Consider the following 15,509-nt stretch of genomic DNA (forward strand, 5'->3'; position numbering starts at 1 on the left):
AGACATGCATGCCCATAGGATGATGCCCGTGAAGATGATGCCGAAGATGAATGCCAAGATGACACTTGTCGCTGCTCTGGCGGTAGTGCCAATGCTGCTCGCAGGCCAAGCGTTCGCTATGGATTCTGAAATGCTGGACAAGCGTCTCAGCGAGATCAACATGACGTCGGATATGGCCGTCCAGGAAGCCAGGGTCGAGGCCCTCGAGGAAGAGGTCCAGGCACTCCGGTCGCTGCTGCAGGAAGTCATGGCCGCCGATAGCCAGGGCTGATCGCCGCGACGACCAATCGGGTCATGTTATCGGGCAGATGCCCGCACCGATGACCGGATGCCGCGGCTGATCGTGGATGCCGCGGCGTCGCGGTTGGCTGGTGGCTGACTCGGTGGTCCGGCGGTCGACCGTCCCGAGTGTCGACTGCCGACCGATGACAAGACAGAGAATGACCTCTTGCCGGGCCCTAGGGCTCGGCACTTTTTTTGCTCGGTGCTTTTTTTGCTCGGTGCATTTTTTGCTCAGTGCATTTTCGTCTGCCCGTGCGGTTAGCGCGAGTCGTCGTTCGGTCGCAGGATCCTTGCCCAGGGCAGATAGCGCAGCGAGAACGTTGCCCGCGGGTGGCAGTCGGCAGCGTCGGTACGGGGCGCGGCGGGTATCGCGTGAAAGGGCTCGTCTTCCGCGCTGCGTTGAGAAAACGCTTCGCCGATGATCCCCACCTGACAGGGTAGTGCTTGACGATAGGCGTGACGCACGGCAGGCATCAGCGCCTGGGTGCCTTCGCCGTCCTGCCACCATACGTGCCAGCCGGCACGGTTCAGTGTGGTGGCCCAGGCGGCGTAGTCTTCCGGCGTCAGAAAGCCACCGGCGAACATGCTCAAGTGCAAGGGCCCCTCCAGCACCGTCGTCGCGCTTGCGAGCTGGCGCGCGAGTTCTTGCCGGACATCGGCGTCCCTGAACAGCCAGTCGTCCAGTTCCAGTGGCAGATACCAGCCCACCGGCGACAATGCCCAGGTCTCGATCAAACGCTGCTGCTGACGTGCCGACCGAACCATCTGGTCATACCAGTAGCCGGAGAAGCGCGCATTGTTGGGCAGGATATCGTAGTAGCGGGGATCCTGAACGAGTCCCAGAATCAACGCCAGGCCGGCCTCTTCGGCCAGGGCCAGCGCTTGCGCCAGCCAGCCGTCATGACCGCCGAGGTCATCGTCGCCGTGGCGCGTCCACTGGACGATCAGGGTGGTGGTGCCCTGGGCCCGAGCCGTTTGCCATAGTGCTTGCCATTGGTCGGCGGACAGCGTGGCATCGCGGTCTTGAGGTTGATAGAACACCAGCGCTGGGGGGCCGGGGCGAGCGGACGACGACCCCGCGAGGGAGAGGCTTGCGCGTTCGGCCGGGGCGGTCTGAGCCAGGGCGGGCGTGACACACACACACCACGCCAGGACGAGTGCTGCCAGGCGTCGTAGTGCCGCGCGAGCGGCGCCGCGGCGTACGCTGGATGTGTTTGGCGCAGATACCGCGGCGAGCCGTGGTGCGAGTCGGGCACGGGTCATAGCGTGACCTCCAGATTCACTTGCCAGCCATCGCGGTCGTCGTACAGGTTGCCTCCGAGCGACTGCTGGTACTCCACGCCGACACTGGCCTTGCGACGGTAGGCGTTGTAGCGGTCCTGATCGAACCACAGTTGCCAACGTAGGCCGGCGGCGACGCGGGTATCTTCATCCCAGGTACTGGTGTCATGGCTCGAGGCCTGAAGGGCCGTGTAGGGCATCAGGGTCTGCGCCGTGTCGGTGGGTAGCTTGAAGGTATGACCTCGCTGCAGACGCCCCATCAGTTGGACATCCCCGCTGTGGGTCCACCAGGCGCCGCTGAGGTACAGTGAACGCTCACTCCAGTCGGTCTCGGTCGGACGCCAGTCATTGCGGAACTCGCCCTGGTCGAGGAAGGAGCCGCTGGCGCGCAAGAGCAGGTCGTAGCGAGTATGCCGGTCATCGTTTTTCTGATTCTCGGCGAAGGCCTCGGCGTACAGGTTGAGGTTGATATCTCCGAACGGCTTGGCGCGCAAGCCAAGGCCCACCGAGCGTCCGGCGCCATAGTCGTAGCGCTCGCTGTCGCCGAGGATGAGGCGAGTGTAGGCGGCCAGCTGGCGACCCTGATGGATGGGGTCCTGCCCCAGTGCATGGTCCCACTCGAGGACCTGGGTATTGATACCGTCTCGATTGATGGCGCTATCGACATCGTCGCTGGTCACACCCGGGACCGGGCTGGTGGGGCCCCAGGCGCTCGCGAGCGTGACGCGGTCGCGCTGGGTCAGGGTTTGATGCTGGCGCCTCAGGCGGTAACGGCGTTGGGCCATCTCCGTGGAATCGGCGTCACCCACCGCCAGATCGATGGGTTGAAGGTCGATGGCGCGACGGCTGCGGCTCAGCGAGCGGGCATTGTCGCCGATGTCATAGTAGAGACTGCCGAGGGTGGCTGCGCCGATGACGTCTTCGGGAAAGGCGGCGCGGGAGCGTTCCAGCAAGCCGATGGCTCGGCGCTGGTCGTTGCCCTCGCCGCTGGCCAGGCGCAGCCCCAGCTGCCGGGTCAGGCCAGGTGCTTCGCCGGACAGCCGGTGGGCCCGGTTGAGCCACGCAAGCGAGCGTCGCGCCTCGCCGGCGCGCTCGGCAATGGCGCTGGCGGAGGCCAGGGTGGCCGCGTTGTCGGCGCGGACGGTGGCTCGCTCGGCCAAGGCCATGGCTTTGCGGTCATCGCCCCTGGCCTGGGCGATTCGGGCACCCAGCAGCAGGCTATCTGGTGTGGATGCCGGCGTCGCTGGCGCCCAGAGACGCCAGGCATTGTCGGCATCTCCGGCGGCGAGTGCGCTGCGCGCGGCGGCCTGAATCTCGTCGTCGCCCAGGGAGGCGTCGGCAGGCAGGTCGCGAGACAACGCCAGCCACTCTTGCCAGGCACCCTGTGCGTCGCCAGCGTCGAACAGGGCGTAGGCCAAGGCCTTGCGGTCCTGACGTAGCCTGTCGCCATCGCCGCGTGCCAGGCTCTCGGCGAGGGCCTGGCGGAAAGCCACCACCGCCTGGCCGGGGCGTTGCGGGCTGCAAAGGCCCAGGGCCCGCCAGGGGGGCGCAACGTCTTGCCGCTGAGCGATGGCGGGGATCAGATCGCAGCGGCCCGTGGTTGCCAGCGTCTCGAGCAGCCGATCACGATCGACCGGGGTAAGGCGCCCGATCAAGGTGTCGAGGATGCTGGCCGATAGCGTCTGGGGCTGTTCGGCGTAGAGCATGGCAAGCCGGGACAGGGTCTGCGGCATCGGCGCCTGTGGCGCCCTCGCCAGCTCATCCTCGAGCAGGCGCCGGGCCTCGCCGGGTCGGCCTGCGTCGACGAGCAGGTAGCTTGCCTGCTCCAGCGACGGCGCCTGCCCCGTCAAGCGGTAGTGACGGGTCCAGCTGTCGGCCGCCGCCAGAGGTTTTCCGAGCCGCCGCTCAAGCTCCGCCCGCGTGCTCAAGGTCGCGGCGTCTTGCGGGAGCTGGGCCAGCACGGCGAGGGCATCGGCCAGCCGTCCGTCGGCGGTGAAGGCGTCGAGCAGGACCTGCTGTTGGCGATCGTGCCAGGGCTCGGGCAAGGTCGTCTCGGCCAGGAGCTCCGTGGCCTCTAGCCGGGCGGCCAGGATCAGCCAGGTCTGTGGATCCTGGGCCGGGTCGCAACCGCCGAGCACCGTCAGGGCGTCGGGATCGTGGTGCTCGCTCAACCAGGCGGAGAGGCTCAAGCAGTCGAGGGCTCCCTGGTCGGCCAGGCGGCGCACGGACGCGACATCGCCGGTCGCCAGCGACGTCTGCAGAAGCTGTTGGCGGGTGTCCTCATCCAGCGGCCCCAGGGTCTCGAGCCGCGTCAGCCAGCGTTTGGCGACGCCGGGAAAGCCCAGCTCGATGGCGGACTCGGCGCCGGCCTTCAAGGCGTAGCGCCGTTGCGGGTCGGGAAGCTGCTCCAGCAGGCGGGAAAATCCGTGAATGTCGTTGGTCTGGATCAGTGCGGTGGTCAGGCGCCGCCAATCGTCGTGCGCCAGTGGGTCCGGCAGCAGGGTCGGCGATAGTTCAACGAGAATCGTGGTCCAGTCCTCTGCCTGTTCGGCGATCACTGCACGATAGCGATGCAGCGCCGCGTCATCGTCCCGTGACGACAGGCCCAGTAGCCAGTCGAGCGCTGCCCTCGGGCCGTGCCGATCGTTCAGCCGCTGGGCCTCTGTCTTCCACAGCCGCTCGCGGGTCTGGCCGCGGGTCTGACCTAGCCAGCGTGACAATGTATCGGCGCTGGCCTCGCCGGCGCGGATCTGGGCCAAACGAAGTTCCTGGACCTGTGCTTCGGCGCCCTCGTCGGCGAGGCCGCTGAGAACGTCGATGGCAGCCCCTAGCTGGCCCTGCGCCTGCAGCGCCTGGGCGAGCAGTCGACGGGCCTCGGCATTTTCCGGGACGCGTTGTATCAGGTACTCCATCAAGCGCTGGACTTCGCGCCAGTCTTCGTCCTCGACGGCGTGATAGGCCTTGTCCAGGTAGGGATAGCTGCGAAAGCGCTGGAGCTCGCTGAGTGCATCGTCGCCGAGCGTGACCGGCGGCGCCACCCAAAGTGCCACCGCGGTGAGCAGGGCGGCGCGGATAGCAGGCGTCACGCGGGGACCTCCTCGAGCACCGCGGTGGCGAGCCGCTGCTCCTCCTTGAGGGCGCTTAGCGCCACGCCGAGGGTCGTCTCATCGAGCATGCCGCGAGCGACGAGAAACTCGCCAAGGCGTGCGCTGTCGGGATCGAAGTCGATCATCGCCTGGGCGAACAGCGGCGCGGCGATCAGGCGCTGTTCCAGCAGCAACTGGCCGAGCAGCACCTGGTGGCCGCAATAGCGATCGAGGCGTGCTCGGTCCGTGGCGGTGCGCTCGTCCAGGGCATCCAGCGCCTGCGCATCACGAGCCGACAGGGCGCCGAGGTACCAGTGACGCAGTCCCAGGGTGACGCGTCCGGCGGGCACCAGGCGAGCGATGATGGGGCGTTTCAAACGCCGGGCGATGGCTCCTTTGGCCACCGGGCTGAGCGGGGTCTCGGTCGCCACGACCAGGGCGTCGTCCTGTTCGGCGATGGGAAGCGCAGCGTAGCGCAAGGCGATGTGTGCCGGCATCAATTCGATCATCGTTGCCGGCAGCCGCATCGGGTTGATCAACAGCCAAGGGGTATCGTGCTTGCGCGACAGTGCGCGGAGCAGGTCCTCGCCGCTGGCCTTGCCCTGAATCAGTAGCTCGCGATCCAGGCGGCGGCGTAGTGGACGGGCCAGCAGGGTATCCAGCGTCGCCTGGTCGACGATGCCGTCTTCGACCAGAAAGTCTTCCAGCGGAATCTGGCGCGGAGCGTCGATGTGGGGGAACTCATGGGTCGTCTTGTCCCAGGCGAAGGTGCGATGGCGGGCGCGGGTGAAGAACAGCTTCCAGGCACGCAGGTTGGCCATGAAGTTGACCAGGTTGCTCCACAGCATGCGCGGAAACGACAGCAGCCCCTGGACCCAGCCGTAGTAGACCTTGACGAAGTAGAAGCGCTGAAATGCCCGATTGGCCAGTAGGCCGCCGTTGATGATCAGCAGATTCGATAGCAAGGTACCGCTCAGGACATCGGGAAATCGCCAGGCTTCAGGCAGCAGCACCGTGCTCAGCCATAGGCTGAACAGCACCACCATCAGCACGCTGGCGACCAGGGCCACCGGATAGGCGATAAGGCCACGACGGTCGCGCCACAGAAAGTAGTTGAGGCGCCAGTGCCGACTCCAGCCGAGGTGCTGATAGCCCTGGAACACGATCCCGGTGATCCAGCGGGATTTCTGGCGCACCACGGCCGCAAACTGGGTCGGGAAATGCTCGCGTACACAGATGACTCGGCTGTCGTGGCGGGATTGCCCACGGCTATGTTCGCGATGGGGAGACAACTCGGCGTCCTCGACGCTGTAGCGTACGAAGACGCAGGACAGGCCGTGCTCGTGAAGGCGAAAACCGATGTCGTAGTCTTCGGTCAGGCTCCAGATATCGAAGGTGACGCCGTCATTGAGATCGCGCAGTTGCGCCAGGGCTCGGCGACTGAAGCAGGTGCCGACGCCGGCGCTGGGGACCTGGCCACACATCGCCTCTCGCACCATCACGTCCTTGCCGTGGTACTCGGAGAACTCGTCGATATAGTGTCCACCCGAGAGCTCATGCCAGCGCGGCCGGAAGGGATAGACGGGGACCTGGATCAGGTCCTTCTGCGGCAGCAAATAGTTGAACAGCCGCAGCTCCATCGGCGAGATGACGTCCTCGGCATCGTGCAGTATGGAGCCGGCGAACTCGATGCCTGCGGCCTTCTCGAAGCGTGCGATGGCCTCGATCACGTTGTTCAGGCAGTCGGCCTTGCTGGTCGGCCCGGGGCGGGTCGTCACGACCTTGTGGACGTTGTGAAACGTCTGGCAGACCGCGTCGACCTCGGCCTGGGTGTCGGGGTCATTGGGATAGGTGCCGACGAAGATGTGATAGTTCTCATAGTCCATGGTGGAGGCCATCAACTGGGCCATCTGTCCCACCACACCGACTTCCTGCCAGGCTGGCACCATCACCGCCAGCGGTTTTTCGGGCTGGTCGTAGAGTCGCTGCTCATCGGCCCTTGGGGTGTCGCGGTAGATCAAGCAGTAACGCCACAGCCGGCGTAGCCAGTACACGCTATCGAGAAACAGGTCATCGAGACCGAAGGCCAGCATCAGCAGGGCGAGCACCACCGCCACCCACTTCAATCCGTAGAGCAGCATCGCCATGCCATCGACGAACCACAGGGTCAGGTCAGTCATGGGCGGCTCCTGGTCCAGGGGATAGCCAGTCGCGCAGGTCGTTGATGATCGTCGCTGCCGCAAGCCCATCGCCGTAGGGATTGGCACGAGACGACATTTGTCGGCGCGCCTCGGGGTCGTCGAGCAGACGGCTCACGGCCACCACGATGTCATCGGTGGCGCTGCCCACCAGGATGACGGTTCCGGCGGCCAGGGCGTCGTGGCGTTCGCTGTGTTGACGCATTACCAGTACCGGGACACCGAGTGACGGGGCTTCTTCCTGGATGCCTCCGGAGTCGGTCAGGATCAGTGTGGCCCGCCCCATCAGCCAGACGAAGTCGCGGTAGTCCTGAGGCGGTACCAGCAGGACGTTGACGATACCGCCCAGGCGCCCGCTCACCACGTCCTTGACCGCCGGGTTCAAGTGCACCGGATAGACGAAATCGGTATCGGGATACCGTTCGGCGAGCATCGCGATGGCGTCACAGATGCTGGCCATGGCCTGACCATGGTTCTCGCGGCGGTGCCCGGTGATCAGGACCAGCGGTGCGTGATGGCGTATCTGCCGCAGTGGTGATGAGGCGCCGGGAACGTAGTGCGCTTCGGTCAGGGTGGCCGACATCCAGGTCAGGGCGTCGATGACGGTGTTGCCGGTGATGCGGATACGCGCCGGCGTAATGCCTTCCGCCACCAGGTTGTCCCGCGCGCTGGTCGTGGGGGCGTAATGACGCACGGCCAGGCGGGCAACGAGGCTGCGATAGGCCTCTTCCGGCCAGGGTGACTGCAGGTCTCCGGTGCGCAGCCCTGCCTCGACGTGAACCACCGGGATGTGCTGGTGGAAGGCGGCCAGGCTAGCGGCGAAACAGGTGGCGGTGTCGCCGTGCACCATGACCAGCTCGGGTGATACGCGATCGAGCTCGACATCGAGGGCGCCGATCATCGCTTGCATGAGGCCATTGAGCGTCTGATTCGGCTGCATGACGCCCAGGTCGGCGTCCGGGCGCAGGTGAAACAGTGCGAGCGCCTGGTGAAGCATCTCGCGATGTTGGCCGCTGGTGCAGAGGTGAAGGCTAAAGTCCCGAGCGGACAGCAGGGCCCGGGCCACGGGCGCCATCTTGATGGCTTCGGGACGAGTGCCGATCACCAGCATGACTCGATGCATTGGGTGTCGATCCGGGGTGCAGGCGTGTGCCAGAGGGGTGTCCGCTTCGCGCGGTGGGAAGCGGGTTCCAGCGCCGTGACAGTGATCAAAGAATACGGCTTTTTTCTAGCCCATTTTGCAGACTTCACTATAAAAATCAAACACCTAAGTCGAATGCCTCGATGATGGTAGTGCACTGGGAGTATTGACGGCGCTGCGGGGCCGCGGCCGCAGGGGGCGAGTCCAGTCACGGCGAGGCACGGGCCAGGGGAGGGCCAGGGAGGGCCCGGGGCAGAACGAGCGCCGACAGAGAGGGAAGTCATAGACACAAAAGAAGAATGTGATACATACTTTCACAAAAGTGGGCTTTAAATTAGCGCAGTCTTACAATTTTCCGACGCAAGGGCGTGATTCGGCGATGGTCGGGGAACTGCCCTGGGGTCACTCGGGTCCGCAAGCGGAGGCGGCTCACCAGGCCCAGGATCTTCTGCGCGAAAGGAGATAGCCATGATGAGAGGGCGGTGGGTCGTGCTGGTGGCAGCGCTGGGGATGATGATGGGGGGGCCTGTCGCCGCCCTGGAGACGCCTGAAGGTCCCGTGCTGCTCGAGGTCGAGGGCGACATCGAGGTGCGTAATGCCGGCCGCATGGCGCACTTTGATCGCGCCATGCTCGAAGCGCTGCCCCAGGCACAAACGCTGCCCCATCTGCCCTGGTTCGATGGCCCCTCGCGCTATCAAGGTCCTCTGTTAAGCGCCCTGCTGGACGCCGTTGGCGCGACCGGCGACACCCTCGTGGTCGGAGCGCTCAACGACTATTCGGCCGAGATTCCGTTGAGTGATGTCCGCGACTACGACGTGATTCTGGCCATGTCCCGAGATGGACGGCCGCTTGGAGTGCGCAATCAGGGGCCGCTGTTCGTCATCTATCCGTTTGATGACCATCCGGAGATATTCACCAGCATCTACCTGACCCGCTCGGTCTGGCAGGTGTCTTCCATCCTCGTGCGCTGACATCGCCGTGTGGGTTTTCCCATGATCTCGCTTCCCTTTCGCTCTCGTGTCTCGGCCATCGCTACGCTGCTGTTCTTCATCGCGACATTGGTGGTGGGAGGTCTGATCTTCGATCGCCAGCAGGAGTTGCAGAAGCGGGTGCTCGATACGGTGACCTGGATGCTGTATCAGTTCGACAGGTCGGTGCGCGATGCACGCATAGCGCTGTTGGAAACCCCCGTTGACTCGCTGGCGGGGGAGCTCGATGGGTTGGTCCTGCGGTACGATATTCTCTATGGTCGCAGCCAGATGTTGCTGCAGGGCCAAACCCGCCAATTCATGGAACGCAATGGCCATGACCTGATGCTGGTGCACCAGAGCATCGATCTGATCGAGGGGCTGGACCCCTTGTTCAGCGCCTTGGCCGAGGGTTCACAGGCGTTCGATGATGCCGCGCGCCAGCGCGTGGCGACTGGCCTTGTCGAGGCTCAGGCCCTCAGTCGCCGAATGCTCGGCGAACACAACGCCTTGGCCTCCCAGTTGCGCACGTCGGATACCCAGGCACTGTTGCGCATGTATGGGGTGGTCCTGCTCTGCATTGTGTTGATCATGATCACCGGGACAATACTGGTCATGGCGCTGCGAAGAGAAGCTCGGGCGCACCGCTTGAAGGCCGAATTGCTGCAGGTGCAGTCTCGGGCGCTGCGCCATGCGGTGACCCGGGCAGAATCGGCCAGCCAAGCCAAGTCCGACGTCATGGCCATCATGAGCCATGAGATCTGTACGCCTCTCAACGGCGTGATCGGCATGGCCGATTTGCTGCGCGACGAGGCGTTGAGCGAGGCGGGCAAGCGGCATGTCGCAAGTCTCGAGCAAAGTGCCGGTGGTCTGCGTTCGGTGATCAGTGACGTGCTCGATTACAGCCGCATCGAGGCAGGCCAGATGGTCATCGAACGCGCGGTGTTTTCGCTGGCCCAGATGCTCGATCACTTGGCCTTGAGCTATCAGACGCGCCCAGGCAACGGCGTGACCTTTCTTCTGCGTTTCTCGACACAGTTGCCCGATTTCGTCGAAGGGGATGTCCATCGCCTGCGTCAGGTATTGATGAACCTGCTCGACAATGCCTTCAAGTTCACCGCTCAGGGCTTTGTCATGCTGCGGGTGATGCGAGTCGATGACAGGCGAATCGGCTTCGTGGTGTATGACACCGGTTGTGGGATCGACGCCCAGGACCTGAACGCCATCTTCGAGCCCTTTGCGCAGCCCGATGCGACCTCGGTGCGGCGCCATGAGGGGACGGGATTGGGACTGGCCATCTGCCGTAGCGTGATTCGTGCGATGGGCGGTGAACTGGCCGTCGACAGTCAGCGTGGCACTGGCAGTCGTTTCTGGTTCGATATTCCGCTCCGCGTGGGCGAAGGCGTTACGCCGGCTGCCTCGCAAACGCCGGCGATCGATCGCGCTCTTCGGCTCGACCCTCACCATGTCCTGGTGGTCGAGGACAACGCCCTCAATCGTGAGCTGATCGCGGTGATGCTGTCTCGCCTGGGGCAGTCCTGCGAGGTCGTGGAAGATGGTCAACAGGCCCTCGCTGCGCTGGCGCGTCGGCCCTTCGACCTGATGCTGATCGATCTGCAGATGCCGGTGATGGATGGCCTTGAGACGGTGCGTCGTTGGCGCGAGTACGAAGGACAATGCCGGCTGGCCGGGGAAGACTTGAGGCCGCTGCCGATTGTGGCCGTCACGGCCAATGGCATGGCCGAGCATCGCAGGGCGTGCCTGGCCGCGGGTATGGATGACCTGATCGGCAAGCCGTTCACCCGGCGCGAGCTTCACCGCGTGTTGAGCGGCGTGCCGTCGCGATCCAGGCGGCCACCCGTTGGCGCCGAGGCGGCGGCCGTTCGCTCTTCATCGCGCCCGACGCTTGGCGACGCTGACGCTTCGCCGTTCGAGGGCGAGGTAGATGCCCAGTTGCTGAGTTCGGCGGTGCTCGATGAGTTGCGCTCGGTCATGTCGGTGGATGCCCTGGCGCGCCTCGTGACGGGTTATCTATTACGTTTCCCTGCGCGAATCGCGCGCCTGCGGGCGGCGATGGATGAAGGCGATCGCCTGATGCTGGCACTGCAAGGCGATGAGCTGGCAAATGCATCGCTGGCGCTTGGCGCGAGTGGCGTTGCCCGCGATGCGTCCGAGCTGGCACTCGCTGCCGTCGATGAGCCAGTCGAGTGCCTTAAGCGTCGTATCGATACGCTGGAAGGCTTGGGGATACGCACCGGAGGGGCCTGGCGCGCCTGCAAGGTGGTCGGCGAGGCGGGCTGAAGTTCCTTGCATGTCTGGTGAAGTTGACGACTTTCACCTACCGTATTCAGTCATTAGCATGATCGACAATGACGCGGCTCCGGTACCCGTGTCCGGGGCAGGAATTAAGGATGGCAGGCATGCTCAGACGATGGACGCTGTGGGGAGTCGCAATGGTATGCCTTGGGCTGGCCACCATGGGCTGGGCACTCGATGCGCCCAAGGGCCCCGTGATGCTGGAAGTTTCCGGGAACATCGCGCAGACCAACAGCAACGCAGAGGCACACTTCGACCGCCAGATGCTGTTGGCACTGCCCCAGCATGAAACCCTGACAGGATTGCCCTGGATCGATGGACAGTCGCGGTTCCGTGGGCCACTGCTGCGTGATGTGCTGTCCGCGGTCGGTGCCCGCGGCGAGGCCATCACGGTTCATGCCATCAATGGTTATCAGTCGCAGATCCCCACAGACGATGCCGAACGCTATGCCGTGATTCTGGCCATGAGTCGGGATGGCAAGAGCATGCGCGTGCGTGACAGGGGGCCGCTGTTCGTCGTTTATCCCTTCGATGATCATCACCAGCTCAATAGCAATATCTATTACAGTCGCTCCGTGTGGCAGGTTGCCCGGATCGAGGTCCAGTGAGCGGCGGAGCCAACATGCCTCATTCCATGAGAGTCAGGCTCTCAGCCATCGCCGCCGTGGTCTTTCTGGTGGCAGTGCTGGTCGCCAGTGGACTCGTGTTCGACCGGCAAAAGTCGTTGTACCACCGCGACATCGATACGGTGACCTGGTCGCTGTACCAGTTTGATCGCTCGGTACGGGATCTGCGCATGGCCATCTGGGAGCAGGGCAGCGACGGCCTCAATGCCATCCTGCTCGACTTTGAACTCCTCTATGGCCGCCTGCGTTCGTTGGAGGAAGGGCAAACCGCCGATAGCTTGAAGGCCGATCCCGGTACCGCCCAGGTGGCTCAGCGCATCATCGAGTCGATGCACCGGCTCGACGAGGTTTTTTTGGCCCTGTCCGAGGGCGACGTGACGCTCGATGCGGCAGTTGCCAAGCGCCTGACCGACCAGTTGGGGCGCTTGCAGGCGATGAGCCGTGAGCTGATGCGGGATCATGGTGCCCGTTCGGCCGAAGTCCGCAGTGGCGACATGGTCGAACTGTCGCGGTTGTATCTGCTGGTGCTGGCGGCCATGGCGTTGACACTGGTCGCGGGGGGGGTATTGATTCATGCCGTGGTCCGCGAGAGCCGTGGGCGTCGTCGCAAGTCCCTGCTGCTAGAATCCCAATCCAGCGCCTTGCGTGAAGCCGTGCATCGAGCCGAGGCTGCCAGCCGTGCCAAGTCGGATTTCATGGCCATCATGAGTCATGAGATCCGCACGCCCTTGAACGGCGTACTGGGCATGGCCGACCTGCTGCGCGATGAGGCGCTGAGCGAGCAAGGGCGCCGCCATGTCGAGGGGCTCGAGGAGAGCGCCAATGGACTGCGGGCCGTGATCAATGATGTGCTCGACTACACCCGCATCGAGACCGGGCATCTTGCCGTCGAGTGCCAGCCTTTCTCGCTTCCGCGGATGATCGAGCAGCTGAGCATGGGCTACCAGACCCAACCGCTCAGCGGCGTGCAGTTTCTCCTGCGCGCGGCTCCCGAGCTTCCCTGCTGGGTAGCGGGAGATAGCCATCGGCTGAGACAGGTGTTGATGAACCTGCTCAACAACGCCTTCAAGTTCACCGAGCACGGCTTCGTCATGCTGCGTGTCTCGAAGTCCGAAGGCGACCGCATCAGCTTCGTCGTCTATGACACGGGGAGTGGCATCGACGAGAAGGACCTGACGCGCATCTTCGAGCCCTTCGCTCAGACCGATACGACACTGGCTCGCCGTCACGAGGGCGCGGGGTTGGGGCTCGCGATTTGCGCGCGCCTGGTGACGGCCATGGGCGGGGAGCTGCGCGTCGAGAGCCAGCCTGGGTCGGGGAGTCGCTTCTGGTTCGAGATACCGCTGCCGGTTGGTGTCGAGCCGAGTGGCGAAGGCAGTGGCGAGCAGGAGGGGAGCGACAACATCGAGGCCCACCAGGTCCTCGTGGTCGAAGACAACGCCCTGAACCGAGAGCTGGTGGCTGTCATGCTGGCGCGACTCGGGCAGCGCTGCGAACTCGTCGGCAATGGTGAGCAGGCGCTAGAGGCATTGGGGCGTCGCGACTTTGACCTGGTTCTGATGGATATGCAGATGCCGGTCATGGATGGGCTCGAGACGACCCGTCGCTGGCGCGAACGCGAAGCACAGCTGGCGACGATCGCCGGCGCCGGCGTGTCACGCTTGCCGATCGTCGCGGTGACAGCGAACGTCATGCCCGATCACCGCGAGGCCTGCCTGGCGGCCGGCATGGAGGACCTGCTCGGTAAGCCGTTCTCGCGCAGCGACCTGCGCCGGGTACTCAAGCGTTATCCGGCCCGGGTGTTAGCGACTCAAGGCCGGGACCTCGAGGCGGCCGTCGACGCCTCCGAACGGCAGGGCGCCGTCGTCGGCGACAGCCTGCAGCGTCAGGATTGGCGGAAGGCAATGGATGAAGACCTGCTGTCGCCGACCACGCTCAACGAGCTGCGGTCGTTGATGTCGCCGCCGGGACTGAATCGCCTGGTGTCGAGCTACCTTCAGCGCCTTCCTGTTCGTGCGCAGCGCCTGCGCGAGGCGCTCGACCTCGACGACCGCGAGAGCCTCGGCCTGGAGGCTCATGATCTCAAGGGAATCTCCGCCTCTCTTGGCTGTGTCGCCATCGAGGCCTGCATGGCCGAGCTCGAACAGCAGGCCTCCGGCGGTCCGGATACGCGCCTGCGCCAAATTCTGGACTCGCTCGAGCGCCTGGCACCGGCCACGGGCAAGGCGTTGCGCGATGTCGGCATGGTCTGGAGCTAGGCGTCTCTGGACCGACGAGGGCGGCCTTGCATTGGCCGCGCCTGCCAGCCGGTCGGCTGGCAGGCGCGGCATCGCGTCCTAGTGGGATTGAGGGCCGGCTTCGCCCCCCCAGCGCTCGTCCGGATGCACTTCATTGGCCGGTAGTACCGGGTCGTACCCCTCGTCGCGCAGCGCCTGGATCACCTCTCGGGTGTGCTCGCTACCCAATGTCTCTAGTGTCGCTTCGACTTCGGTGGCCTTCAGTGACAGGTCGGTAAAGGTGCGCTGATGGGTGATGGTGATGACATTGGCGCGCTGCTCGGCCAGGAGCTGGGTCAGCTCCGCCAACGCCCCTGGCACATCGGAGATACCGACGCGAACCCGGACGATGCGCCCGGAGCGTACCAGGCCACGCTGAATGACCGATGACAGGGCCTGCATGTCGATGTTACCGCCACACAGCACCAGCCCCACCCGCCGGCCACGGAAGCGTTCGGGGTCGCTGAGGACCGCCGCCAGACCCGCCGCGCCGGCGCCTTCGGCTACGGTCTTTTCGATTTCCAGCAGCATCAGGATGGCCCGTTCGATGGCCGCTTCGTCCACCAGCACGATGTCGCTGACGTGTTCACGCACCAGTTCCCGGGTCAGGAGGCCGGGCTGCTTGACGGCGATACCCTCGGCGATGGTGGCTTGGCCGCAGTGTACCGGGTCCCCCGCGAGCACTTGGCGCATCGACGGGAACCGCCCGGTCTGGACGCCGATGATCTCGATCTCGGGGTTGATCCCCTTGGCGGCCACCGCGTTGCCGGCGATCAGGCCCCCGCCGCCGATGGGAATGACCAGGCAGTCGAGTTCGGGGGCGTCTTCGAGCATTTCCAGGGCTATCGTGCCCTGGCCGGCAATGATGCGTGGGTCGTCGTAAGGATGAACAAACACATAGCCGTGTTCATCGGCCAGCTGGTGGGCGTAGTCGCCGGCCTCTGCCACGCCGTCGCCGATCAGGTGCACCTCGGCGCCGAAGGCGCGGGTGTTGCGTACCTTCAGGTTGGGGGTGTGGCGGGGCATCACGATGGTGGCCTTGATGCCCAGGCGAGAGGCGTGATAAGCCACCGCCTGGGCATGGTTGCCGGCGGACATGGCGATGACCCCCCGGGCACGCTCGTCTGCGCTCAATGATAATAGGTGATTCAGCGCCCCGCGCTCCTTGAAGGCGGCGGTGAACTGGTGGTTTTCGAACTTGATGTAGAGTTCACAGCCGGCCAGGCGCGACAGCGTTGCCGAGTGCAGGCAGGGCGTGCGCACAAGGTGCTCGGCGGTGTGCCGAGCGGCGAGGCGAACATCGTCGAGGGTTATGCTCATGGTGATCTCCAAGG

Annotated in this window: 10 protein-coding genes; 5 read left to right on the forward strand and 5 right to left on the reverse strand. The window is 64.8% G+C overall.

The window, feature by feature from the left end:
* Window positions 1-28: 28 nt before the first annotated feature.
* Window positions 29-271, forward strand: a complete 243-nt coding sequence (locus tag ACUN9Y_RS10845) for a hypothetical protein (RefSeq protein ID WP_445460730.1) — start codon at window positions 29-31, stop codon at window positions 269-271.
* Window positions 272-540: 269 nt separating this feature from the next.
* On the opposite strand, the gene ACUN9Y_RS10850 is transcribed toward ACUN9Y_RS10845, so the two are convergent.
* From ACUN9Y_RS10850 to wecB, 4 genes are read right to left on the reverse strand one after another with little or no spacing between them, the layout of a single operon-like run.
* Window positions 541-1,545, reverse strand: a complete 1,005-nt coding sequence (locus ACUN9Y_RS10850) for a DUF4434 domain-containing protein (protein WP_445460731.1) — start codon at window positions 1,543-1,545, stop codon at window positions 541-543.
* Complete coding sequence (locus ACUN9Y_RS10855; protein WP_445460732.1) at window positions 1,542-4,649, reverse strand: NfrA family protein; 3,108 nt, start codon at window positions 4,647-4,649, stop codon at window positions 1,542-1,544. Before ACUN9Y_RS10855 ends, ACUN9Y_RS10850 begins: the two co-directional genes overlap by 4 nt.
* Entirely contained in the window at window positions 4,646-6,829 is a 2,184-nt protein-coding gene (locus tag ACUN9Y_RS10860) for a glycosyl transferase family protein (RefSeq protein ID WP_445460733.1), read from the reverse strand. The genes ACUN9Y_RS10855 and ACUN9Y_RS10860 overlap by 4 nt, the downstream gene beginning before the upstream one ends.
* Window positions 6,822-7,970, reverse strand: coding sequence for a non-hydrolyzing UDP-N-acetylglucosamine 2-epimerase (gene wecB, locus ACUN9Y_RS10865; protein WP_445460734.1), 1,149 nt, complete (start codon window positions 7,968-7,970; stop codon window positions 6,822-6,824). The genes ACUN9Y_RS10860 and wecB overlap by 8 nt, the downstream gene beginning before the upstream one ends.
* Before the next feature lie 486 nt (window positions 7,971-8,456).
* Between wecB and ACUN9Y_RS10870 the strand changes: the two genes are divergently transcribed.
* From ACUN9Y_RS10870 to ACUN9Y_RS10885, 4 genes are all read left to right on the forward strand, one after another.
* Window positions 8,457-8,960, forward strand: coding sequence for a molybdopterin-dependent oxidoreductase (locus tag ACUN9Y_RS10870; protein ID WP_445460735.1), 504 nt, complete (start codon window positions 8,457-8,459; stop codon window positions 8,958-8,960).
* A gap of 21 nt (window positions 8,961-8,981) precedes the next feature.
* A complete protein-coding gene (locus ACUN9Y_RS10875) occupies window positions 8,982-11,258 on the forward strand; it encodes an ATP-binding protein (RefSeq protein ID WP_445460736.1) in 2,277 nt (758 codons plus the stop codon).
* Between the two features lie 119 nt (window positions 11,259-11,377).
* Window positions 11,378-11,881, forward strand: coding sequence for a molybdopterin-dependent oxidoreductase (locus tag ACUN9Y_RS10880; protein ID WP_445460737.1), 504 nt, complete (start codon window positions 11,378-11,380; stop codon window positions 11,879-11,881).
* A gap of 14 nt (window positions 11,882-11,895) precedes the next feature.
* Complete coding sequence (locus ACUN9Y_RS10885; RefSeq protein ID WP_445460738.1) at window positions 11,896-14,157, forward strand: ATP-binding protein; 2,262 nt, start codon at window positions 11,896-11,898, stop codon at window positions 14,155-14,157.
* A 78-nt stretch (window positions 14,158-14,235) separates the two neighbouring features.
* Here ACUN9Y_RS10885 and ACUN9Y_RS10890 read toward each other — a convergent pair whose 3' ends face one another.
* Window positions 14,236-15,495, reverse strand: a complete 1,260-nt coding sequence (locus ACUN9Y_RS10890) for a threonine ammonia-lyase (RefSeq protein WP_445460739.1) — start codon at window positions 15,493-15,495, stop codon at window positions 14,236-14,238.
* Between the last annotated feature and the right edge of the window lie 14 nt (window positions 15,496-15,509).

It is taken from the genome of Halomonas sp. V046, from assembly GCF_052645355.1.